Raw genomic sequence first — 23,683 nt, forward strand, 5'->3', positions numbered from 1 at the left:
TGATTACGACGAATCAGACAATTGCGTCTTGCCGGTATTGACCAAGGCGGTGTTTGCTATTGGCACATTCTCTGTGCTTCCATTTTGGGTCAGAAGCGTTTAGAGAGCCTGCAAATCTCGTATTTAACAAGGCGAATTAGAGCTGAATGGCAAAAGAAGAACTATTGGAAATGCGCGGCACGGTGGTGGAGCTTCTGCCCAATGCCATGTTTCGCGTGAAGCTGGAAAATGATCATGAAATCCTCGGCCATACCGCAGGCAAGATGCGCAAGAACCGCATCCGCGTGCTGGTGGGTGACGAGGTGCTGGTCGAACTTACCCCCTATGACCTGACCAAGGGTCGCATCACCTATCGCTTCAAATAAGCGAGCGCCGGCGTGATGACCGGACCGGAAACCCGGCAGCTGATATTGGCATCGGCCAGCCCACGGCGGCGCGATTTGCTGGCGCGCATTGGCGTAACACCTACGGCAATCATTCCCGCTGATATTGATGAAACGCCGCACAAAGGCGAGCTTCCGGCGCGCTATGTCGCGCGCATGGCGCTGGAAAAGGCGCAAGCCGTTGCTGCCCAATCGCAGGGGAGCGACGCGCAGCGCTGGATATTATCTGGAGATACCGTAGTGGCTGCTGGAAGGCGCATCCTACCCAAAACCGAAGATGAAACGGCTGCGCGTGATTGCCTTAAACTGCTCTCCGGTCGCCGCCATCGCGTCCTCTCGGCAATATGCGTGCATTGCCCTGATGGCCGACAGCTGCAGCGCACCAGTGAGACCATTGTCCGCTTCAAGCGCCTGACCACCGGCGAGATCGACGCCTATATCGCCAGCGATGAGTGGCGGGGAAAGGCAGGCGGCTACGCCATACAGGGCTGTGCCGAAGCTTTTGTCGCCTGGCTGGGTGGCAGCCATAGCGGTGTTATCGGTTTACCCTTGCTGGAAACGCGCAATGCGTTAATCTCTTCGGGCTATCTCTCATAGCAGAGGGTAAGGAGACAAGGAGGGGTCATGAGCCGCTGGCTGGTCGAGCGGGGCATTGGAGAGACACGCGCCGCGCTGATCGAGGATGACAGACTGGTCGCCGCCAGAATATGGCGCGACAGCCTTGCGCCGCATGCAGGCCAGATCCTTGACGCCACGCTGGAAACCGCCAACCCGCCTCAGGCGAGGTTAAGCGATGACAGTGTGGTTGCGCTGACCAGAGTTGCAAAAGAGACCAGCGAGGGCGGCAATTTGCGGGTGCGCGTCCGTCGAGGCCCAATAGTCGAGCGCAGCGGCTTGCATGATCGTTTCAAACGCGCGCGTGCGGTGCCGGTCAGATCAGATACAGCGCAGATCACGGATGATTGGCCCGCCTTGTTGGGGGATAGCCATCACCCGGCGGAAATGGCTCCTTTGTCACCACCTCCCGCGCCTGATCCGCTGGCCCAATGTGGTTGGGAGGAACTGATGGGCGAGGCAATAAGCGGCGTGATAGCCTTCCCACAGGGTGAATTGCTGATCACGCCGACGCCAGCGATGACGGTCATTGATGTTGACGGTTCCGGTCCAACTCCAAGCCTTGCGTGCAATGCGGCGAAAACAATAGCGCTGGCGCTGCATCGCCTCGATATTGGCGGCGTGATCGCGATTGATTTCCCGACACTGGAACGGCGCGAAGACCGCCAGCGCGCCGCAGAAGCCTTTGACGCGGCGATGATCGGCCCATTTGAGCGCACCGCGATTAACGGCTTCGGCCTGATGCAGGTGGTGCGCAAAAGACTGGGTCCATCGCTGATCGAGCTCAGCCAATTGCGCCCGCTGGAAACCTCAGTGCTACAGCTGTTGCGTAAGGCCGAACGCTGGGAACAGCCGGGCGATATTGTGCTGGTGGTCGATAATGCCGGCGCTGATATGTTGAACAGGAATAATGTCTGGCTGGAGCAGCTTTCCAGACGCACTGGCCGTTCCGTCACCATGCAGCCCGATGCCCGCAGTCGCGAGGATTATCATATCGCCTCCATCGCCAGCGGCTTGAGCCAACAGGCCTGACCGACTAACTGTCATGGCATGACCAACACCCCAGCCTCGCCGCAAAGCGCGAAGCCGCGTGCGCCCAAATGCCCGTTGTGCAAGAAACCGACCGTCAGCGACTATGCCCCTTTCTGTTCGCGTGGCTGTCGCGATCGTGATCTGCTCGACTGGTTTGGCGAGAATTATCGCCTGCCGGGCAATGACAGCGACATGCCGTCCACAGAGCAGGGCGGCGAAGATGGCGACGGATTCGGGTGAAGCCACTTTTGGGCTGGACAAGCCCATATCAGGGTGCTTATAGGCGTCGCTCCAACCGCATGGGGGCTTTGGCCTTTGCCATGCCTTCCCAAATGCCCGGGTAGCTCAGTTGGTAGAGCAAGCGACTGAAAATCGCTGTGTCGGCAGTTCGATTCTGTCCCCGGGCACCATCTCCCAGCCTTTGTCAGCCGGTTAGATCGCCTTAGAGGTTGCAAATCCTGTCCCTGTGCCTTTTCGCGACTATTCCCGTATCTCCAGCCAGTGTGTGATTGTGGGGACAACAGTTTGGACGGCTCAACTACCTAGTTTACCACTATACGGTCTAAAGTTGCCAAAAAGCCTCTTTCAGGTCAGATAGCTCTTATGCGTCTACGGCAAATAGAGATATTCTACCATGTATATAAAGCCGGTTCCGTGAGTGGGGCTGCGCGCGATCTGCATGTTTCACAGCCATCGGTCAGCAAGGTTCTGAAGCATGCGGAAGATCAGCTTGGATTTGATCTTTTTGTGCGCGAGAAGGGTAGATTGGCTCCGACTCCTGCAGCTGATGAACTGTATGATGAGATAAAGGATATCTACAGAAAGATATCTTCCTTTAACCGTACCGCAAAAAACATTCTGCATCGCAAGGGGCGACACTTACGGATTGGGGTTTTGCCATCATTGGGATTGGCGATTGCGCCCGAAGCAATTGCCCGGATGCGGGCGCTGGATACGACTTTGAGTTTTGAGTTGACGACACTGCATTCGGAACAGTTACTGCAAGCGGTTCTTGAGAAGCGATGTGACCTGTGCATTGGCTTTGAGATGCCAAGAGATGAACGGGTAATCACCCGGCATCTCATTGATGGCCATTTTCATATTGTCAGCGCCGAGCCATTGGGCGAGTCCGGAGCCAAAGTTGATCCGCATGTTCTGGACGGGCAAGATTTTATAGGGATCAAAGGTAGCGGTCCGCTTGCTTCAATATTGACAGATATCTTTGACCAAAATGACGTTCATCCCAATGAAGTGGTGACCGTCCACACCTATCATGCCGCATTGTCGCTGGTCAGAAAGGGGATAGGCATTGCCGTTACTGACGAATTTACCGCCACATCTTCCTATGCTTCTGATCTACACGGTTATCCAATCGAGGGTGCGCCTTCCTTTCCGATAACGGCTTTTGCGCTTCGCAATCATCTGGAAATAAAGAGTATCCACCGAACAATCGCGCAAATCCATAATGTACTCATGGATGAGGCGACCTGATTCTCGCGTTCCTGAAATGAGACTTTATAACCTTGGGTTATACCTCTTGATCAAGATAGTAACGCAGACGGGATTGTCAAAACTCCTCCAATTTCGCAACAATATTGCGTGTGGGCATGCACGACGTGGTGTATGCCATTAATTCGGCGCACCTGCTGGGGAGCTTCGGGGCGTTGGATAAGTGGGAATGATGGGGGGCTATATGAGAGTAAACCGTAAACTGGCTGCATTGTTATGCACTACAGCTATGGTCGCAATGGGCAGCGCTGCGCAGGCGCAGGACGCACAGCAACCGCAGGGCAGTCAGCCGGGCGGTACTGTTGCTCCGGATACTGCCGTCGCAGATGATGATGTCATCGTTGTCACCGGGACGCAGATCCGTGGAGCACAGGTTGATGATGTTCTGCCGGTCACGGTGCTTGACGAAAAGCTGATCGAAGATATTGACCCGGCTTCGGGTGACGAGATTTTCCGCGCCATTCCCCAGGCTGGATCGGTCGAGTTTAATGAACAGAACACTGTGGGCGGGGTTAATGGTGCGCGCGGCGATATCGCCTCGATCAACCTGCGTGGTCTCGGCACCGGTAACACACTGACCCTGATCAACGGTCGGCGCATGGTCCTCAATCCGGGTTTCCAGACCGAGTTGTTCGTCCCGGTCGTATCCGCCGATGTCAACACCATAGCGCCGGCGAGTGTGCGCCGCGTCGAGGTTCTGCGTGACGGTGCTTCGGCGGTCTATGGTGCCGATGCTGTGGCGGGTGTGGTCAACACCATTTTGCGAAGCAATCGTGAGGGTGGTTTCCTTCAGGGCAACTATCGTGCATCAGATGGCACCGGTCTGTTCAGCTATCAGTTGAATGGTGGACTGGGCTTTGATTTTGCCGATGGCCGCGCCAATTTCACCGTCTATGGCGGCTATTTCTACGAAAATGGTCTGTCGACAAATGCCCGGGACTATTCCCGTTCGAGCGATCTCAGGCCGTTTGTAGAGGGCACCCCGTTTGAGGGCGACAACCAGTTTGACAACCGTTCACTCAATTCACCTTTCGGGGCATTTGATATTCAAGGCTCGCGGGCAACGTCGGGCGATACCACAGTGTTGCGTGATGATGATTTTCACATTCAGCCCTGCTCGCTATTCGGTGCTACTGGGGAACCGGGCGATGGCAGGTTTATCAATCTGGGTAACGGCCTATGCGCGGACAATGGCGGTTCGCTTGATCGCGAGGTTCGCTATGATATTGCGCGGGATCGTCAGCTTTTCTCCGAAAAGCAACGCATCAACGTCCAGACGCTGTTCAACTATGAACTGAGCGATAGTGTAGAATTCTATTTTGAAGGCTCCTATTATCGCACAGAAGCTTCGCGGCAGCGAGAACAGAATACCATGCTTTCTGCGGTCCCTATCGGTGTCGAGGCAACCGCTTTCTGGAATCCATTGGGGGCCGAAACGCTGGCTGATGGTTCGCCAAACCCCAATCGTGTGGATAATGGCCTTGGTGCAGGCGTAGGTCCGGAAGGCCGTGCGCTGCTGATGGAGGATTACCGCTTCATTGATGCCGGTCCACGCCAAGGCACGATTACCAAGGACGAGTTCCGCCTTGTAGCCGGTTTGCGCGGCAATATTGGCAATTGGGATTTTGATACCGGCCTGCTCTATGCGCAAGCCAATACCGATGACTTTACCGCCAATCGTATCTCCAACACATTGCTGCAGGATGCAATAAACCGGACCGATGCCAGCGCCTATAATCCGTTCAACGGCGGATGCCTGCCAGGGCAGGGACAGGGGCCGAGTGTCGGGGATTGTACTCCCAATCCGCAAGCGGTGATTGATGGTATCACAATTGATGTGCTTCGCCGAGGGGAAACCACTCTGGCGCTTGCAGACTTCAAACTTTCGCGGCCCGATTTGTTCGAACTGCCTGCCGGTGGCGTGGGCATTGCGACCGGCATTGAGTTTCGTCGTGAGACATTCAAGGATGATCGCGATCCGCGGCTCGATGGGACGATTACCTTCACCAATGCTGTTAATGGCGATTTCTTCGGCAGCGATGTTTTAGGCTCCAGCCCATCGCCAGATACCAGTGGTAACCGGGAAGTCTATTCGGCCTTTGCTGAGGCATTGGTGCCAATCGTCTCTGAGGATATGGGCATTCCGCTTATCAACGAGTTGGAATTGCAGATCGCGGCGCGATTTGAGGATTTCTCCGATTCATCAAGCGCCTTTGTGCCACGTGCTGCTCTGGCCTGGCGTCCGATCAGCGATGTATTGCTGCGCGGTGCCTGGTCGCAGGGTTTCCGTGCGCCCAACCTCATTCAGATTAATGACGCAGGCACATCGCGTTCCAATACAACACGTCTTGCGGTGGAATGTGTCGCAGAGATTATTCAAGGCGAGTCCGAGGATGTGCCAGATTGCGGGGGCCAGGGCGTGATAGACTTCCGTACTGGTGCACGTAACCTGGATCCGGAAGAGACGGAAAGCCTCAACTTTGGGCTTGTACTGACGCCCAGCTTCATTCCGGGCCTGACGATTACCGCCGACTACTGGCGGGTCGAGCAGGAAGGTATAATCGGCATTGTCGGCAATCAGAATGCCATATTACTCGACCTTTTCGAAAGGCTTCAGGGCGGCTCTAATCCCAATGTTGTGCGCGAAGCACCAACGCAGGAACAACTGGACCTTTATGCCGGCACCGGAATCAATCCGGCGGGTGATATTATCCAGATTCTCAATCCCTATCAGAATCTCGACGGACGCACCTCTGAAGGCCTTGATTTCGGCATTTTCTATGATTTCGACACCAGCTTTGGCGCATTCCAGTTGCAGTTTAATGCTGCCCGTCTGATCGGGTTCGAGCAGCGGGCCGGACCCGAGATCGATCCTCTGTTCACCGAATTGCCCGGCTTGCTGGCGGACATTCCTGAACTGGCGCCAGGCGATATTGCCGCGCTGCAACCCATCAACTTTGGCGAATTGCTCGAGATTGATGGTCGCCCGAAATGGCGCGTGACGGGCGCTATCCGTTGGGAAAGCGGGCCGGTACGGGTCAACCTGTTTGGACGCTACATCGACAGTGTGTTTGATCCGGGGGCGCAGCAAGATGATACGGCGGAGTTTTTCCGCGTCGATGACTGGTTCACGATGAACTTTGGTATCAGCTACCGCATCGAGAACGATACTGCGTTGAATGGAACCCGGTTCCGTTTTGGCATCAACAATATCTTCAACGAGGCACCGCCCATTGCTGATGAAAGCTTCGGCTTTTATGGCAGTTTGCACAATGCACGTGGACGCCAATTCTCATTCGATATACGTAAGGAATTCTGAGCTTAGAGGGCGGCTTGTTGCAGGCCGCCCTTTGCCAGATATAGCCCAAGGGAAAATGGCTGATGCTGCGCTACCTTAGCCTTGTTATCACCGGTCTCGCCGCCGCTTTGGTGTCTGCCGGGGTTACACCGGCTTATGCCGGGCAATGTGCTACCAGTCAGTTCCGTCTGGACTCTGATTTCCCTGCAGGTGCCATGGCGCAATGCGCGGTTATTGGCGAGGACCGGATCAGGGTCACCATCGCTCCAGAGGACGATCCGCCTATCAACCCCAGCCCTTGGTACGCTTTTCGGCTCAACCCGATCGCACCCAATGATGGCGGCATGGTTGCGGTCGAGATTGACTATCCGCAATATGCGCATCGCTATTGGCCCAAGGTCAGTACCGATACGGAAATCTGGGATCGGTTATCGCCTGAATCGGTGGTGCCGCTGATCAAGGATGATGAGGGCCGGACCAAGCGGGTGCTGCTGAAAGTTCAGCTGTCGGATATTCCGGTGTTTATCGCCGGGCAGGAGCTTTTGACGCCAGAACATTATGACGAGTGGTTCGCAAAGGTGGAGCAGCATGACGATGTACGCAAATGGCAGGTTGGTTTGTCAGCCGAACAGCGCGCAATTGATGCGATCACCATCTCGGCGAGGCCGGGTACGCAAAAGGAACAGGTGGTTTTGATCGGCCGACAGCATCCGCCCGAGCTTACCGGCGCGATTGCCCATCTGGTGTTTACCGAGACACTGTTAGCAGATACCGAACTGGCAAGACGCTATCGTGAGCGGTTTGAAACCATCGTTGTACCAATGGTCAATCCCGATGGTGTGGTGCACGGCCATTGGCGGCATAATACCGGCGGGGTCGATCTAAACCGCGATTGGGGACCGTTCACCCAGCCGGAAACGCGGCTTATGCGCGATTTGCTGGTTGGTATTGAGAATGATCCGAATAAGGACTTACGCCTGTTCCTCGATTTTCATTCTACCCAGAAGGACGTTGTCTACACCATTCCCGAGGAATTCGAGACCGATCCGGCCATGCTGGTGTCCAATTGGCTCAAGCGCTATCAGGATCGGATGCCGGGCTATGAAGTGGTGATCGAAGCAGGCCACAACGCCGATCGCCCGGTATCAAAGGCCTATATCCACGAAACCTTTGGTGCGCCCGCTGCGACGTTTGAACTGGGCGATGAGACTGATCGCAAGCGCGTTGACAGAATAGGCAAGGAAGCCGCCATCGCGATGATGGAAACACTGCTGCAGACCGAAGCCCCCTGATTATGGGAGCAAAGCCATTTGCCCTGAATGTCGGGCTATGCTGTCTTTTCCTGCCTCTGGTATCAGCCTGTGCCACTACACAAGAAGTTGTCCGTGCCTCACCCATTTTTGACATTCTGATAGAGAATGGGACGGTTTATGATGGCAGCGGTGCGCCCGGTGCAGCGGCCAGCATAGCCATTATTGGCGATAAGATCGTTTCAATTGAGTCAGATAATCCAGAGAATCCGCAGGCAAAACGCCGCATTGATGCCACTGGCCTGATCGTCGCGCCGGGCTTTATTGATCCGCATACCCATCTGGTTGAAGATTTGGGCAGTGAAGACAGGAAGCGCCGAAACAATGCGCCCTATCTCACCCAGGGCGTAACGACCGTGGTTCTGGGCAATGATGGCTATGGCGATTACTACATCAAGCCAATGGCCAGACTGCTGGCCGAATTGGGAACCGGCACCAATATGGCGTTCATGGTCGGCTTTGGTCCGGTGCGGCGCGAACTTCTTGCCGATACCAACCGCGCGCCGACAGATGACGAACTGGAGCAAATGAAAGGCTTTGTCGCGCGTGGCATGTGCGATGGCGCGGTCGGCTTTTCGACAGGCCTGTATTACACGCCGCAAAACTTCGCCGAGACCGATGAGGTGGTGGCGCTGGCCTCGGTTGCGGGCGATCTGGGCGGCATTTATGACAGCCATATCCGCGATGAAAGCAGCTACAATATTGGTCTGCGCGCAGCGGTTGAAGAAGCGCTCTATATCGGCCGCGAGGCGGATATGCCGGTGCATATTGCGCATATCAAGGCGCTGGGCCCGGCTGTTTGGGGCGCGAGTAGCGACATTGTCGCGATGGTCGAGAAAGCGCAGGCTGCGGGGCAGATTGTCACTGCAGACCAATATCCCTGGCAGGCAAGCGGCACCCGGATCAGCAATGCGCTCGTCCCGCGCTGGGCGCTGGACGGTGGACTGGATGGCCTGCGCGCACGCCTGACCAACGCCGAGGAACGCGCGCGGATTGTGGAGGGCATGGCCAAAGGCCTGAAGCGACGCGGTGGGGCGGATGCTTTGCTGTTCACCGGTGCGCTGGGCGAGGCGGATGTGCCTAAAGGCATAACCCTTGCCGAATATGCACAACAGAAGAATATCGATCCGCTCGATGCGGCGCTGGAGATATTGGCGGCGGGCGATAGCCGGGTAGCCTCTTTCAATATGGATGAAGCGGATATTGCCACCTTTGCCCGCCAGCCCTGGGTTGTCACCAGCTCGGATGGCAGCACTGGCCATCCGCGCAAATATGCGAGTTTCCCCAAGGCCTATCAGCGTTTTGTCAAACGGGATAGGCTGTTTGATATGGCGCGCTATATTCACCGCTCATCAGGGATGACTGCAGAGCTTTTGGGACTAGAGCGGCGCGGCTTTGTCCGCGCCGGATATTTTGCCGATATCGTTGTGTTTGATCCCGAGAGATTTGAAGCGGTGGCGGACTATCAAGACCCTGAAGAACTCTCTCAGGGGGTGCGCTATTTGCTCGTCAACGGTGAGCTGGCCATTGATGGTGGCGCGATATCCGGTGCATTAGCCGGCCGCCCGCTGTTGAAAGACACCAGCAAATATGCGGCGCAATGCCAACAGACAGACGGGTAATCGCAATGACATTCTGGTTCAAAATCCCCTTATGGCAACGTGTTGTCGGTGCCCTGATCCTTGGCATTGCGGTCGGCCTCTTATGGGGTGAGGGCGCAGAGAGCATCAAATGGATTGGCGATCTGTTTATCCGCGCTATCAAGATGCTGGTGGTACCGCTAATCTTCTTCTCGCTGGTCAGCGGTGTAGCAGCCATTGGTGATTTGAAGAAACTCGGCAATGTCGGTAGCCGCGCGCTGCTGTTGTTCGTCAGCACCGGTGTAATTTCGGTGACGCTGGGCATGACCATGGGCACCATTTTCAAGCCCGGTGAAAACCTCAATATAACCCTGCCCGAAGGGGCAGAGATACCCAAGCCGACAATCACCTCGCCGACCGAGATGATCCTGTCGCTGATCCCGGAAAACCCGATCATGACGATGGCGCAGGGGCAGATTTTGCCGCTGATCATCTTCGCGCTGCTGTTCGGCATCGCACTGCTGCGTGCGGGCGAGGATGCCGCGCCGACCATTCGCAATGTCGATGCCGCCGCCTCGATCATGCAGCAGATGACGATGCTGGTGATGGAACTGACGCCTTTCGGGGTGTTCGCGCTGATGGCCTGGGTGGCGGGAACCTTTGGCTGGGAGGCTTTGCTGCCACTCGCGCAGATGGTGCTGCTCAATTATGCCGGCTGCTTTATCATCATATTGATCGTCTATCCGATCATCATCCGCGGTATCGCCAGACTGCCGATCATCGACTTTTTCCGTGGCGTGATTGATGCGCAGGCCATTGCCTTCTCGACCGCCTCGTCCAATGCCGCGCTGCCGGTGACGCTACGTTGTGTGCAGCGCAATCTGGGTGTCTCCAAGAGCGTGTCCAGCTTCACCGTCGCGCTTGGGGCCACTATCAATATGAACGGCACCGCAATGTATCTCGGCCTGGTGGCGCTTTTTGGCGCACAGCTTTTCGGGGTGGAGCTGACATGGACATCCTATTTCCTCATCGGCCTGACCGCGACCCTGGGCTCGGTCGGTGCGGCGGGTATTCCAGGCTCGGGCCTGATTATGATGAGCCTGGTGCTGTCGTCCATAGGCGTGCCGCTGGAGACGATTGCCTTTGTCGCCGGGATCAACCACATCATGGACATGATGCGCACGATGACCAATGTGACAGGCGATGCGACGGTAGCGGTTGCGGTGGGCCGCATGGCGGGCGAGATCGATATTGAGGAATATGAGTCCGACGACGACATCTGATCGCAGCAGGAGAAATTGCTCAGACCAGCGCCGCCAATCGATTGGCCGCACCCATGGCCAGTGTCCAGCCCAACATGCCATGCCCGGCATTGATCGCCAGATTCTGCCGTGGCCGCGAGATAATCGGCTGCGAGTTGGGTGTCATGGGCCTATGCCCTGCCCAGAAATTGTCCGCCGTTTCATAATCCCCCGCTTCTGGCAGCGACATTTTGGCCGATTGGATCAGGCATTGGATGCGGTCTGAATCAACCTTGCGCGTGTCATCGCCCAGATCAGCCAGCCCGGCTATCCGGACCCGGTCTCCCAGATTGGTGAAAACGATCCGCCGCTTGCTGTCGGTAATGCTGATCTTGGGTGAGCGATTGCCGCTTCTAATATCGAAGGAATAGCCTTTCATTGGTTGAATAGACAGCCTGATCCCATTCGGGCGTAGCAGTGTAGAGGAGCCATGCCCGGCACATATGGTAATCAGCGATGCCGGTAACTCTTCGCCGCTATCCAGGGTCAGTCGCGCAGGGCCATTGTCCAGATCAAGCGCTTCGACACTCTCGCCGAACCTGAATTTGACACCATATTCCTGTTGCAGCAACGCCATCATGCCGGTGCAGAATTTACGGGCATCGCCGACCGCATCTTCGGGTGAATAGATCGCGCCTGCCAAATTGCTTAGCTGATATTCAACTGCAGGCTCTAGCGAAACCGCTTCTTCCGGGGTCAGAATCTTTTGCACGCCGCCATTTTGCTGTTTGAGTGCAACAAGCGACTGTGCCCGGTCAAAACCCTTTTCCGTATAGTGCAGATGGATTTTGCCCGCAGCCTGGAAGCCAAATTTCAGGTCATGCTCGTCGGTCAGCGCTTCCATCGCCGCTTTGGATTCCGCTGCCAGTTTCAGCACCGCAACAGTGTTGCTGAGAAACTGCTTCTCATTGCTCTCACCATGGAATTTCAGCAGCCAATGCACATAATCCAGTGATGGCTGCAGGTGCAGGCGAAACGCATCTTCCTGTCGCAACAACAATTTGGGGAAATCACGCCAGATGGACGCACTGGCAAGTGCATCGGTATAATTATAACTGAGCTGGGCGCCATTGGCGAAGGATGCGCCCTGTGCCGGGCCGTCTTCCTTGTCGATGAGCTCGACCTGCCAGCCCTTTCTGGCTAGGGCATAGGCGGAAGTCATGCCAATCACCCCCGCGCCAATAATGATTACGCGTTGGTTTTTGCTATGCGTTCCAACGCTATGCATGGCCGGTTAAGTCTCCCCCTGACTTCGCCTCATATAATTGGGGATGAGCGAAGGTTACTCCAATTCTAATGCCATTTGAGTATATAACCTGCGGCTATCGCCGGGGAAGAAACGCTTATAAGATTGCCTTGCCTTTATGCGCTAGTTTCCCATGGTCTGACGTTGGTGCAATAGGGGGACATATGAGACAATCATGGTTTGGAAGCATTGCCTGGATATCCCTTGTAAAACTGTCCATTTTTGGCCTTATCACTATCGTCGCTTCGCATAGCGCCTATGCACTTTCCTCGGCGCAGTCCAATGTCGACATTATCGGCAAAGTCGCCATTGCGGATGCCGGTGCTTCGCCAGATAAAATACGCATCACCATAAACGGAGTGCATACGCGTACCGGTGAGGAAGGAACGTTCCACATTACGGTGGCCGAGGCTCCAATCTATCAGATTGCGTTTCAAGGCGAGGCCATTTTCTCTTCGGTGCAGACCTTCGCTGCGGTCGAGCTGCAGCAAGATACTTCCGGCACTCTGACTGTCCCTGCGATCGAATTGGTGGCCAAGACAGAGGGACGTGTTGAGATGATATTCGGCGGCGATTTCATGGTCGGGCGGCGTTATCTCGATCCGCAATGGAACGAGCCTGTGCTTGTCCGGGAAGAGACGCGCGCTGATGATATGCGGGCGCTGACGCAGCATATGAAGCCCTATTTTGAGACTGCGGACTTTGCTTCGGTCAATCTGGAATCCATATTGGCAACCGCAGAGCCGCCAGAGCATGCTCCGAAATCGGTTGTTTTCTATACCCATCCCGATGCGCTTCTGGCGTTGGAGGATATGGGCGTGGACTATGTCTCGCTGGGGAATAACCATAGCTATGATTATCTTGATGACGGCCTGAAACAGACATTTGAGGCTCTGGAGCAATCACCCATCGGCCATTCCGGTGCCGGGTTGAATGCAACACAGGCCGAAGCGCCATGGCGCATATCGATGAACAATCACGACTATGCCATGCTCGGCTATGTCGGCTGGAAAGGCCGGGTGACACCCAATCAGGTGGCGGAAGCAGACAAGGGCGGTGCAGCGTTGGGGACGCAAGAGGTCATGCAGATGGCGGCGGCAGACGCAGACCGGAAAGGCGAGATCAGCGTCATCCAATATCATGGCAGCCGCGAATATAGCGAAGGACCGACCGAGCTAACCGAAACCCGGATCAAGGCGGCGGTCGATGCGGGCGCAGACCTGGTGATCGGCCATCACCCGCATGTGACGCACGGGTTGGAGCTCTATAACGGCAAGCTGATCGCCTGGTCGCTCGGCAATTTTCTGTTCGACCAGTTCTTTTATGAGACCCACGGCGCTATGGCGCTACGCGTCTGGATGGATGGCGACCAATTCTATCGCGCCGAGGTCATTCCGCTGCATATCAAGGATTATCGGCCGGTCCCGGCTGTGGCGGATGTGCGCAACTATGTCCTGCAAAGGGTGATGAGCCTCTCCTCTGAACGCAATACCCCTTTGCGTCTGTCGGGTGGCCATGCGGTGCTGTCAGCAGCCGATGATATGGCTGACCTAGGCATATCGGCCGTCACACACACGCAGTTAGAGGGCGGAAAGATCAAACGCCTGCCAACAGTCCTGTCGAGCGGCAGTGGTGAGGACATAGCCAAGGACACAGGTATACGCTTTGGTAAAGATCTGTTCTTCCGCGGCGGTTTTGAATCTCATAATGCATTTGGCTTGAACGACCGCAGTTGGCAGATCGACAATGCGCAAGCCGCTCTCAGTGATGTGTCCAAAGGTGGCGATTATGCACTCAATTTGGTTTCGGCAGGGCAGGAAGGTACGATCACTTTTGCACCCAAAACCTTTTTGCGAGTGTTCAATAAAGACAGCTACACACTCACCACCTGGATCAAGCCAAAATTCGCTCTTGAGGTAGAAGCTTTTACCCAATCGCGTCCAAGAGGCATGGACCGTTATCAGGCTTTGGAGACTTCGCCCCTGTCCCCGATTGGCAAAGCATCGCTAAAAGCCGGCGAATGGCAGCAAATCCATTTTGACTTTAGTGCTGCACGTGATGTGCGCGGCAGAGCTCTGCCGATGCGACCTGTATTAAAGTTCCAAGTTGCGGAGACTGGGGCAAACCCCGACATGATTCTGTTGGATGAGCTCGCCATTGTCGAATGGCAATAATATGCTCGATCTTACTCCGATATTGGCGAGTTAGTGACCCGCGAAGATGCGAACATTAGGCCTACCAGATTGCCCAACCCAATATTGGCCTCAAACACCATGATTGCTTTTTGCAAAGCACGCCCATAGCCTGTTTGGCGAAATGATATGAGGGGGTCATGGGGCGTTTGTCCGCCTATCTGGAACGCTTGGGTCCGGCGATGGTCGGATTTTTTGCTCTGGCACTGGTGCTGGGGCTCATGGCGTTTGACCCTGCACCGCTTCAGCGCGTGAGTATGCAAGTCTTTGATTCGCTGCAGCGCGCGGCGCCTTGGCGACTTAGCGAAAAACCGCATGTAGTGGTTGTCGATATTGATGAGGAATCCATTGCCCGTCTTGGTCAGTGGCCATGGCCACGCACGGACTTGGCCACACTGACACAGCGTCTCGGTGCAGCTGGTGCCAGTGCCGTTGCCTATGACATTGTTTTCTCTGAAGCTGATCGCACATCGCCCGAAGCATTGGCGGCACGATATGAGGCGCAAGACCTAAACGACGCCCTGGCAGGATTGCCCAGCCATGATGCCCTTTTAGCCAAGAGCTTTACCGATGTGCCGGTGGTGGCGGGCTATTTCTTTCTCGATGCCGAAGAGGGCGGACGCGATGTCGAGCCGCGCGCCAGCTTTACGCTTTCTGGAACACTGCCAAGTCGCGATGTAACCATCTATTCCGGCGCTTTGCTACCCCTACCTGCTATTGAGCAAACAGCGGCGGGGACCGGCTTTGTTACGTTGCAAAGCGATGCAGACGGGATTGTGCGGCGGGTACCGATGGTGGCGATCCAGAATGGCAATCTGGTCCCCGGCCTTGCTTTGGAGACTGTCCGCGTCGCGCTCGATACCGGATCGCCCAATCTCCTCGCCAGCGACGGGACCGGGGAAACTTTGTCGAGCCCCGGGGCTGCTGTTTCGGTACGGCTGGGTGATACTGACATACCGGTCAATGATGCGGCGGAGATGTGGGTCCATTTTCCCGATAAGGACACACGCATGATGGTGCCGGCGTGGCAGATCATCTCGGGGGCGATGTCGGACGATGATCTGGCCAAGACCGTTGCGGGCAAGGCCGTCTTTGTCGGCGGCAGCGCCGAGGGGCTGCAAGACCTTGTATCGACACCATTGAGCGGAAGCGCCGCTGGCGTCACCGTGCATGCGGCGGCGGCGGAGCAGATATTGAGCGGTCACTTTCTGGTGCGTCCCGATTGGGCGCGCGCGCTTGAGGGGGTTCTGGTTGTATTGCTCGGCGGAGTGCTTGCATTGCTCCTGCCGCGACTTGGTGCCGCCCTTGGTGCGCTTGCGGCCCTGATCGGGATTGTCGTGGTTGGTTTGATGACCTGGTTCGCCTTCACCGAAGCGCGCTATCTGCTCAACCCAACCTGGCCGATATTGGCTATCGGAGCTGTCTATGCAGTGCAGACGGTCGCCATATTTTATCGTGAAGAACGTCAGCGCAGCTATATCCACGCCGCTTTTGACCGCTATCTGTCGCCGGAAATGGTGCGCCAGATTGCTGATGATCCCGGCAAGCTCGAACTGGGTGGCGAAGAGCGCGACATGAGCGTGCTGATGTGCGACATTCGCGGCTTCAGTCGTATCTCGGAGCGCTATTCGCCAAGCGAGGTGATCGATTTTCTGATCAGCTTCCTTACGCCGATGAGCGAGATACTGCTCGCCCATAAAGCGACGCTCGACAAATATATTGGCGATGCGGTTCTCGCATTTTGGAATGCCCCTCTCGATGATCCGGACCATCCTTCCAACGCCGCCCATGCTGCATTGGACATGGTTGAGAAGATCAAGCAACTCAATGCGACGATGGACCTGCAATCGGGCACAAGCTGGCCGGGTAATGTCAGGATCGGCATTGGCCTAAATGCCGGGCTTTGCTGTGTCGGTAATATGGGATCGCGCGAGCGGCTTTCCTATACGCTTATTGGTGACACGGTGAACATGACCGCCCGGCTCGAGGGGCTGACCAAAGTCTATGGCGTGTCTATCGCTGTGGGCGAGGTGCTGGCCGAGCGGCTGGAAGATTTTGCCTTACTCGAACTGGACCAGGTGCGGGTGATCGGGCGCGAAAAGCCGGAGCGGATTTTTGCGTTGCTGGGGGATGCAAAACTGCTGTCGAGCGAGGCATTTAAAGGCTTGAGCGCGGCACATGGTCAGATGCTTAAGGCCTATCGCGCGCAACACTGGGATCGTTCGGAAAAAGCGCTTGAAGATAGTCGTGAGCTCTATGAGGAATTCGGCATGTCAGGTCTGTATAAGCTGTTTGCCGAGCGCATTGACGGATTGCGCAAGAAACCGCCGGGCCTCGCATGGGATGGCGTTTATCAGGCTATGACCAAGTGATCAGTTGATTCCAGGCGGACAGCGCACCGGCTCTCCATTGGCATTTTCACAATTGTCGTTGCCGTTCGGATCATTGCCCGTAGTTGGATTATTCGGGTTATTCGGAATGCCACCGGTGTTCGGACCAAGGCCATCGTCATCACCACCGGTCGTCCCCAGTATAGCGCCGATTATCGCCGCCGCGGCGGCTCCGCCGATGACCTCATCAAGGATGCCACCGTTCTTTAAGCTGCGTGCCCAGCGCGGCAATATCTGGTTCTGCACCCTTGCCAGCCCTCTATTGGAGATACGGAACGGCCCAATCGGTGCGGCTCCTTCGCGCGGAATATAGGCAGCAAGGCCAGGTTCATCGAGGACAACAGTCACACCCGCACCGGTTACATCTGCAAGGCCCAGCGTAAGGCCGGACTGTGTATTGGCACCCGGACCGCGCAACACCACTAAAGTCGCTTCGTCATCATCGCTGCGCACGCTGCCGACAAAACCTTCATCCTCAGCTATGTCCTCGGCCTTTTCACCCACAAGCATGTCAATCGCCGTGCCACGAATGCCAATGCGTCCAGACGGGGTGGAAATCTCGGCGCTGTTTTCCCCTTTGCTGGAGCCGGAAAAGAATCGCAATGCGCCTTTGATAAAGGTGGTAAATAGTGACCGTCCCTTGTTCGGGTCATAGACATATCTATCGATCCGCACACGGGAACGCTGACCAATGCCGAAGCTGGAACGATCCAACAGCAGAATCTGCATCTGCGAGTTTTTCTTGGTCCTGATCACATCGCCCCAGGCGATCCGTTGACGGCGCTTGACCTTGATCGGTTTTTCGAGCCGATTGTTCTCAAGGGTGACATTGCCCGCCACGCTTGCAGCATTGCCGACTTCGACGCGTTGCTGTGCTGTGGCAGATGGGCTTATGATGCTCGACAGGGCCAGCACGGCAATGGCCAGTAAGGCAATCCTGCAGGATGGACATGTCATCGCTGATTCTCCACCATGGCCTTGGCACACTCCGCTTCGGCCTGTTTCAGCGCACCCTTGGCGTAATCGTCCTTGTCCAGTCGTTCAAATTCAACAATCGCGCCTTGTGGATCACCTATCCAGCATAATAGCGTTGCGTGATTGAAACGGGCTTCGGCGGACTTCGGGAAGAGGGTAAGTACACGCTCCAGCGTTGCCAGTGCTTCTAACAACTCCCCGCGCTCTGTCTGCTGTCGCGCGGTTTCGATGCCTGTTTCCGCATCGACAGTCTGCTCGGACAATATGTCGAGATCGTCTATCGTCTGTGCCGCTAATGGATAGCTGGCCACGAAGATCATTGCCGCAAAGGCGGCACGAAAGGATGTGTGAGTCATAAGCCCCATCTTGATGCCAAAGTCATGCCATATCTACTCACTATACCACACTACGCTGCAATGCCGCTTCCGCCGGATTACGTACCTTTGCACTCCAACCAAAAGCTTGAACCCGACAATATTGCGCTATAGGGCTGCGCATATGATTAAGATCACATGGTGGCCGTTGGCTGCGGCGCTGGTTATGATGCCCGGAATGTCGCTCGCTGAAGAACAGGAACGCAAACCGCTCACTCTGGAGGCGGTCTATGGCAGCCCCAGCCTGTCGGGGTCCACACCGCGCGCGCTCAAGCTTTCGCCGGATGGGCGCTATGCGACGCTGTTGAAACCGCGTGCAGATGATCGGCAGCGCTATGACCTTTGGGCGATTGATACCACCACCGGCGAGGAGCGGATGCTGGTAGATAGTGAGGCACTTGGCGGGCGGGAGATTTCCGAAGAGGAAAAGATGCGTCGCGAGCGCATGCGGCTGGCCGGTACGCGCGGCATTGTCAGCTATGACTGGGGACCGGATGGCAAGGCGCTGTTGGTACCGGTCGACGGTGATTTGTGGATTGCCCCTTTAGATGGTGAACCCAGGCGGTTCACCGATACCGAGGCGACCGAGTTGGACGCCCAGCTATCCGAGACCGGCCGCTATGCCAGCTTTGTGCGCGGCGGTGAGCTTTATGTTACCGAGACTGCCACTGGCGAGGAGCGGCAACTGACTGAGGGCGCGAGCGATACCATCAGCTGGGGCTCAGCCGAATTTGTCGCACAAGAAGAGCTGGATCGCTCACGCGGCCATTGGTGGAGTCCTGATGATCAGTTACTCGCGGTGGCTCGTGTCGATGAAAGCGGTGTCGGCGTAGTGCAGCGGCTTGCCATTGGTGCGGAGGGCAGCGCGCTTATTGCCCAGCGCTATCCGCGTGCCGGGACCGATAATGCCGTTGTCGAACTGTTCGTTATGCGCCCCGATGGCAGCGACCCGGTCAAGATGGATTTGGGTGAAGACCCGGATTTCTATCTCGCCCGGGTCAACTGGTCTGCCGATGGCAAGACGCTCTGGGTGCAGCGCCTCAGCCGCGACCAGAAGCGGCTTGATCTGCTCGCCTTTGATCCAGCGACCGGAAGCGCCAGCCCGGTATTGGCCGAAACGGCAGAGACCTTCGTCAATCTGCCCTCTAGCGGTTTTGGGCAGGGCGGCGAGCAGGGGCTTATCCCGCTAAAGGATGGCGGCTTTCTCTGGCTGTCCGAACGCGACGGTTTCATGCATCTCTATCGCTGGCGCGATGGTGGCCTGAGCCAGATTACCAAGGGCGAATGGGTCATCAGCAGCGTCGCCGGGATCAATGAGCCTGGCAATGTCGCCTATATTGTCGGCAATCGCGAGACGCCGCTGGAGCGGCATGTCTATGCGGTTTCGCTGGATGGCAGCGGCGAACCGAAACGGCTGACCGAGCGCGGCTATTGGCATGGTGGGACCAGCGATGGCAAAGGCACGCGCCTGTTGCTGCAGCGCCAAAGCCCGATGCAGCCGCCACAGGTCTATCTCGCGGATACCGAGGGCAAGCGCCTGCGCTGGATGGAAGAGAACAGCATCGGCGCGGACCATCCCTTCGCGCCTTACACCCATGTGCAGCGTGCGCCGGAATATGGCATGATCAACGCCGCTGATGGGCAGGTGATGCATTGGGAGGTGCTGAAGCCTGAAGGCGAGGGGCCGTTCCCGGTGATTTTCAATGTCTATGGCGGGCCGCATGCGCAGCGTGTCGCGCGCGGCTGGGTCAGCCCGGCTGATCTGTGGTGGGTAGAGCAGGGCTATGCCATTTTCAGCCTCGACAATCGCGGTTCGGGCAATCGCGGCCGCGCCTTTGAAGAGCCTATCCATCTTGCTCTTGGCGGTGTTGAGGTGGAAGATCAGCTCGCGGGCCTAGCCTGGCTGAAAGAACAGCCTTGGGCCGATGGCGACCGGATCGTCGCCAATGGCTGGTCCTATGGCGGTTATATGGTGCTCAAGCTGCTACAGGCGGCACCCGGCGATTTTGCCGGAGGCATATCCGGTGCGCCTGTTACGCAATGGGATTTGTACGATACCGCTTATACCGAGCGCTATCTCGGCGATCCCCGTGTTGCCCCGGATGTCTATAAGCGCGCCGATGTGCTGGGCCGCGTCGATGCGATCAAGGATCCGCTGCTGGTGGTGCATGGCATGAGCGACGACAATGTCATCTTCGATAACAGCGTGCGTTTATTTGCCGAGCTACAGCAGGCGCGGGTGCCTTTTGAAACCGCGGTCTATCCCGGACAGGCGCATGGCTTTCAGAGTACGGATATATTGGTCCACCGGGCGCTGACGCTGCAGCGCTTTCTCGATAAGGTCGCTCCAACGGACGACGCACGGGTTGCGGAACAATAAGCCCAAGTAAACTACGTCGATAAAAGCGTTTTGGCTGAGGCCAACCGTTACTCCGCCGCGATCAGCATGATCGTGCCGACATCCTGCTTTTCCAGCGACAGATCGACAGGCTTGGGCTGCTGGGTGCGCCAGCGAATGGCGCCATCGGGACCGCGAATAATGCCGCGCACTTCATAGCTGTCACCGGGGATTACGCGATCATGGTCGATGGTCAGGCTGAACGGAACGGGCACTTGCTGGTCGGTAATCGGCACATTGGTTCCGGCAAACAGATTGGCGAGCGGATCATCAAAGCTGGAATCGAGCAGGACAACCGAAAGCTCTGAACCGGGCTGCAGGGCAATACGCTCGCGATAGGTTGCCATGCCGGTAACAATGGTCTTGCCGCTGGGGTTCTGCGCGGCAGCGCTGGTTGCCGCTTCGGTGCCGCTTTCCGATACCGTTGCGCAGCCGGACAATAGTACGGATATGGCCAGACCAGAAATTGCTATCGCTTTGAAAGAGCATGATTTGCGCATTTGCCGTTCCCCTTTGATTTTCGTGTAGTCCGCTATTGGTTACCGCAGTTTCTATGTCGAGTGATTCCCCGTTACAACCAATATCATGCTCGACAATGACAGCTAACAACGATATTCGCCGGGCTTGGCAATTTAGGGGAACAAGAGTGGATTACAGCTTTATTGATCTGCTGATTATCTTTGGCGTCGTCGCCGGACCGGCCAAGGCGATTGCGGTTTTTGCCAATGCGGGGAAGAATATGACCCGCGCGGAGCGGCGCCAGACCGTGCTGACCGCTGTAATGACATCCTCAATCATCCTGTTCGCCTTTGCACTGTTCGGGCAGGCGATCATTGGCATTTTTCATGTCTCTGTCCCGGCCCTCGAAGTAGCTGGCGGCATCATCCTGTTTGTTTTCGCGATCAATCTGGTTCTTGGCGAAAGCCATGACCATGATGATGAGGAGGGTGCGAGCGGTTCCCCCACCAGTATCGCGCTCTATCCTCTGGCTATGCCGTTGCTGGCGACGCCGCAGGCGATTGTGGCTCTGGTCGTGGTCAATGCCCGCTTGCCCACCCTGCAAGACAAGGTGTTGGCCTTATCCGCACTGGGCACCCAGATGGTTATCAACCTTGCGATATTGATGGCCATTGCCATGGCTATGAAGCCCGGTGGTGAGGGCGCGAAAAAAAGCGGTGGTGCCAGCGAGGTGGTCTTGCGGATCGTCGCCATATTGTTCTGCGGCTTTGCGGTGGAGTTGGTATTGCTGGGATTGCGTGATCTGGGCATCGTTCCGCAAATTGATCTGCCGCATGGCTGAACCCAAGAGCCGGTAACGACAATCCACAGGCCCGATTGGCCAGAATTTCAGGGAAGCGTGCAATGAATTACAGCATTTGGGACCTGATCGTTATTTTCGTAGTGGTTTGCGGCCCGACCAAGGCTATCGCGCTGTTTGCTGCCAAAGGCCAACAGATGACGAGTGGCGAGCGGCGTCAGACCGTGATTACGGCAATCATGACCTCGTCGATCATATTGTTCACCTTTATGTTTTTCGGCGAGCGCATTCTTGGCATTTTCCATGTTTCTGTGCCTGCGCTGGAGGTTGCTGGCGGTATCATCCTCTTTGTCTTCGCGCTCGATCTGGTGCTTGGCGAAAGCCATGACCATGCAGAAGACGATGCGGCCGCTTCGTCCTCAAAGGATATTGCTCTCTACCCGTTGGCGATGCCGATGCTGGCCACACCGCAGGCGATTGTCGCCATCGTTGTCGTCAATGCGCGCTTGCCTGATCTGGCGGCCAAGGCCAATGCCCTGATCGCGCTGGGCGCTGTCATGGTGTTTAACCTTGTGGTGCTGATGGGCATGGCCTTTGCGATGGATCGCGGTGGCGAGAGCAAGAAGAACGCCCGGTCCGAGGTGATTTTGCGCATTGTCGCCATCATGTTCTGCGGCTTTGCGGTCGAACTCGTGCTGTTGGGCTTGCGTGATCTGGGTATCGCGCCGCCGGTTGATCTGCCGCACGGCTGATCCGCTAGTTTCGGGCGCGCCTTGCCCTGATCATGCGGCGCACTTCATCGAGCAATGCGACCATCAGAACGGCATAGATGGACAGGGCAATAAACAGCCCGATGCGTATCATGAAAGCGGTATTGGCATCCTGCCCAAAGGTCGAATCTGAAACGCTGGGGCCGACGACGACGATCATCGTCACCACCGCTGCCTGCCAGAAAGTGAAAGGCTGGCGCGTCTTGGTGACGCCATAGAGATTACGCCCGATGATCAGCCCGACCGTCGCCATAAGCAGCGCGAAAACGAAAAGATCAGGCATGAGCCGCAGCCCGGTCCACAGCAGAAAGGCGATCAATCCGCCCATCAGGGTCGAACCGACCAACTCGCGCGCCTGATATCGCGCCGTCGTCGCTTCGGCCTGAACTGCCAGAAAAGAGCCTTTGATCAGCAGCGGCAAAAAGCCTGAATCCGTCAGCGCCAGCATGATCGGTGGCAGCATGATCATAATCCCGCGCAGGCCGACCCAGCCTATATCCCCGGTAAAGGCAGGCGGCACGGGCGGGGCAGCACGCTCGGGGAAAAAGGCTTGGACCAGCCAGCTGATCGAAACCGCAAAGATGGTGCCGCCTGCCATGATGAAGAAAAAAAGTGGGCCCATTGCCGGCGTCGGCCCCGAAAGGACGGGCACAAAAGTCTGGCCGATGATCAGCAAGGAGGCGACCGGAGCCATGGCCGGTTTGCTCACTTGCAGCATGAAGGTTGCAGAAAGACCAATGGCAAGCAGTAGCAGCCCCAATATCGGGATGCGGAACAGCAACTGCCCCAAAATCGCGCCCCAGGCTACCGCGACCAGTGCGATGATCAATAGTTGCACCACCTGTCCTGGCTTGGGGGCGGGCACGGGCGGCATCAACAGGATCAGCGTCGTCAGCACAAACATATAGCCGAACGCAGGGAAGCCGCCATAGCCGACCAGTGTCGCCAATCCGAACCCTGCCGCCAACCGCCAGCATCGCGCTTCTGCCTGCGGCAAGGCTCGGGTTCGGCGAACCGCTTTGGCCAATAGCGATGGGGACGCAACGGCCATG

Annotated in this window: 19 protein-coding genes and 1 tRNA gene; 15 read left to right on the plus strand and 5 right to left on the minus strand. The window is 56.6% G+C overall.

What is annotated here, in order from left to right; all coding sequences use genetic code 11:
* The first annotated feature begins 146 nt into the window (after window positions 1-146).
* The 10 genes from infA (at window position 147) to RB602_RS04050 (ending at window position 11,010) form a co-directional block, all read left to right on the plus strand.
* Window positions 147-365: a translation initiation factor IF-1 gene (gene infA / locus RB602_RS04005; protein ID WP_317083167.1), complete on the plus strand. Its 219-nt coding sequence runs from the start codon at window positions 147-149 to the stop codon at window positions 363-365.
* Window positions 366-380: 15 nt separating this feature from the next.
* On the plus strand, window positions 381-980 hold the full coding sequence (locus RB602_RS04010; RefSeq protein WP_317084413.1) for a Maf family protein: 600 nt from the start codon (window positions 381-383) through the stop codon (window positions 978-980).
* A gap of 27 nt (window positions 981-1,007) precedes the next feature.
* The gene (locus RB602_RS04015) at window positions 1,008-2,030 is read left to right on the plus strand and encodes a ribonuclease E/G (protein ID WP_317083169.1); all 1,023 of its coding nucleotides are present in this window, start codon (window positions 1,008-1,010) and stop codon (window positions 2,028-2,030) included.
* 18 nt (window positions 2,031-2,048) lie between these two features.
* A complete protein-coding gene (locus tag RB602_RS04020; protein WP_317083171.1) occupies window positions 2,049-2,270 on the plus strand; it encodes a DNA gyrase inhibitor YacG in 222 nt (73 codons plus the stop codon).
* Between the two features lie 94 nt (window positions 2,271-2,364).
* Window positions 2,365-2,440: transfer RNA gene (locus tag RB602_RS04025), tRNA-Phe, on the plus strand.
* A 244-nt stretch (window positions 2,441-2,684) separates the two neighbouring features.
* Window positions 2,685-3,521 carry a LysR family transcriptional regulator gene (locus tag RB602_RS04030; protein WP_317083173.1) on the plus strand — a complete coding sequence of 279 codons (837 nt, stop codon included), beginning with the start codon at window positions 2,685-2,687 and terminating at the stop codon, window positions 3,519-3,521.
* A gap of 202 nt (window positions 3,522-3,723) precedes the next feature.
* Entirely contained in the window at window positions 3,724-6,858 is a 3,135-nt protein-coding gene (locus RB602_RS04035; RefSeq protein WP_317083176.1) for a TonB-dependent receptor domain-containing protein, read from the plus strand.
* Between the two features lie 62 nt (window positions 6,859-6,920).
* Complete coding sequence (locus tag RB602_RS04040) at window positions 6,921-8,129, plus strand: M14 family metallopeptidase (RefSeq protein ID WP_317083178.1); 1,209 nt, start codon at window positions 6,921-6,923, stop codon at window positions 8,127-8,129.
* A gap of 2 nt (window positions 8,130-8,131) precedes the next feature.
* Complete coding sequence (locus RB602_RS04045; RefSeq protein WP_317083179.1) at window positions 8,132-9,769, plus strand: N-acyl-D-amino-acid deacylase family protein; 1,638 nt, start codon at window positions 8,132-8,134, stop codon at window positions 9,767-9,769.
* Between the two features lie 5 nt (window positions 9,770-9,774).
* Window positions 9,775-11,010 (plus strand): dicarboxylate/amino acid:cation symporter, encoded by a 1,236-nt coding sequence (locus tag RB602_RS04050; protein ID WP_317083181.1) that lies wholly within the window; start codon window positions 9,775-9,777, stop codon window positions 11,008-11,010.
* A 19-nt stretch (window positions 11,011-11,029) separates the two neighbouring features.
* Here the strand turns inward: RB602_RS04050 and RB602_RS04055 are convergent, their stop codons facing one another.
* Window positions 11,030-12,190, minus strand: coding sequence for an FAD-dependent oxidoreductase (locus tag RB602_RS04055; protein WP_317083183.1), 1,161 nt, complete (start codon window positions 12,188-12,190; stop codon window positions 11,030-11,032).
* Window positions 12,191-12,438: 248 nt separating this feature from the next.
* On the opposite strand from RB602_RS04055, the gene RB602_RS04060 reads away from it, so the two are divergent.
* A complete protein-coding gene (locus tag RB602_RS04060) occupies window positions 12,439-14,448 on the plus strand; it encodes a CapA family protein (protein ID WP_317083185.1) in 2,010 nt (669 codons plus the stop codon).
* Between the two features lie 158 nt (window positions 14,449-14,606).
* Complete coding sequence (locus tag RB602_RS04065; protein WP_317083187.1) at window positions 14,607-16,838, plus strand: CHASE2 domain-containing protein; 2,232 nt, start codon at window positions 14,607-14,609, stop codon at window positions 16,836-16,838.
* Here the strand turns inward: RB602_RS04065 and RB602_RS04070 are convergent, their stop codons facing one another.
* Window positions 16,839-17,813: a FecR family protein gene (locus RB602_RS04070; protein WP_317083189.1), complete on the minus strand. Its 975-nt coding sequence runs from the start codon at window positions 17,811-17,813 to the stop codon at window positions 16,839-16,841.
* The gene (locus RB602_RS04075; RefSeq protein WP_317083191.1) at window positions 17,810-18,187 is read right to left on the minus strand and encodes a tetratricopeptide repeat protein; all 378 of its coding nucleotides are present in this window, start codon (window positions 18,185-18,187) and stop codon (window positions 17,810-17,812) included. Before RB602_RS04075 ends, RB602_RS04070 begins: the two co-directional genes overlap by 4 nt.
* Before the next feature lie 142 nt (window positions 18,188-18,329).
* Between RB602_RS04075 and RB602_RS04080 the strand changes: the two genes are divergently transcribed.
* Window positions 18,330-20,585, plus strand: a complete 2,256-nt coding sequence (locus RB602_RS04080) for a S9 family peptidase (protein ID WP_317083193.1) — start codon at window positions 18,330-18,332, stop codon at window positions 20,583-20,585.
* Window positions 20,586-20,632: 47 nt separating this feature from the next.
* Here RB602_RS04080 and RB602_RS04085 read toward each other — a convergent pair whose 3' ends face one another.
* Window positions 20,633-21,103, minus strand: a complete 471-nt coding sequence (locus RB602_RS04085) for a YbaY family lipoprotein (protein ID WP_317083195.1) — start codon at window positions 21,101-21,103, stop codon at window positions 20,633-20,635.
* A gap of 146 nt (window positions 21,104-21,249) precedes the next feature.
* On the opposite strand from RB602_RS04085, the gene RB602_RS04090 reads away from it, so the two are divergent.
* Together RB602_RS04090 and RB602_RS04095 are read left to right on the plus strand one after the other, a co-directional pair.
* Window positions 21,250-21,903 (plus strand): MarC family protein, encoded by a 654-nt coding sequence (locus RB602_RS04090; RefSeq protein WP_317083196.1) that lies wholly within the window; start codon window positions 21,250-21,252, stop codon window positions 21,901-21,903.
* A 62-nt stretch (window positions 21,904-21,965) separates the two neighbouring features.
* A complete protein-coding gene (locus RB602_RS04095; protein WP_317083198.1) occupies window positions 21,966-22,613 on the plus strand; it encodes a MarC family protein in 648 nt (215 codons plus the stop codon).
* A gap of 4 nt (window positions 22,614-22,617) precedes the next feature.
* On the opposite strand, the gene RB602_RS04100 is transcribed toward RB602_RS04095, so the two are convergent.
* Entirely contained in the window at window positions 22,618-23,682 is a 1,065-nt protein-coding gene (locus RB602_RS04100) for a hypothetical protein (protein ID WP_317083200.1), read from the minus strand.
* Window position 23,683: the final 1 nt, after the last annotated feature.

This window comes from Parasphingorhabdus sp. SCSIO 66989 (assembly GCF_032852305.1).
GTDB classification, from domain to species: Bacteria; Pseudomonadota; Alphaproteobacteria; order Sphingomonadales; family Sphingomonadaceae; genus Alterisphingorhabdus; species Alterisphingorhabdus coralli.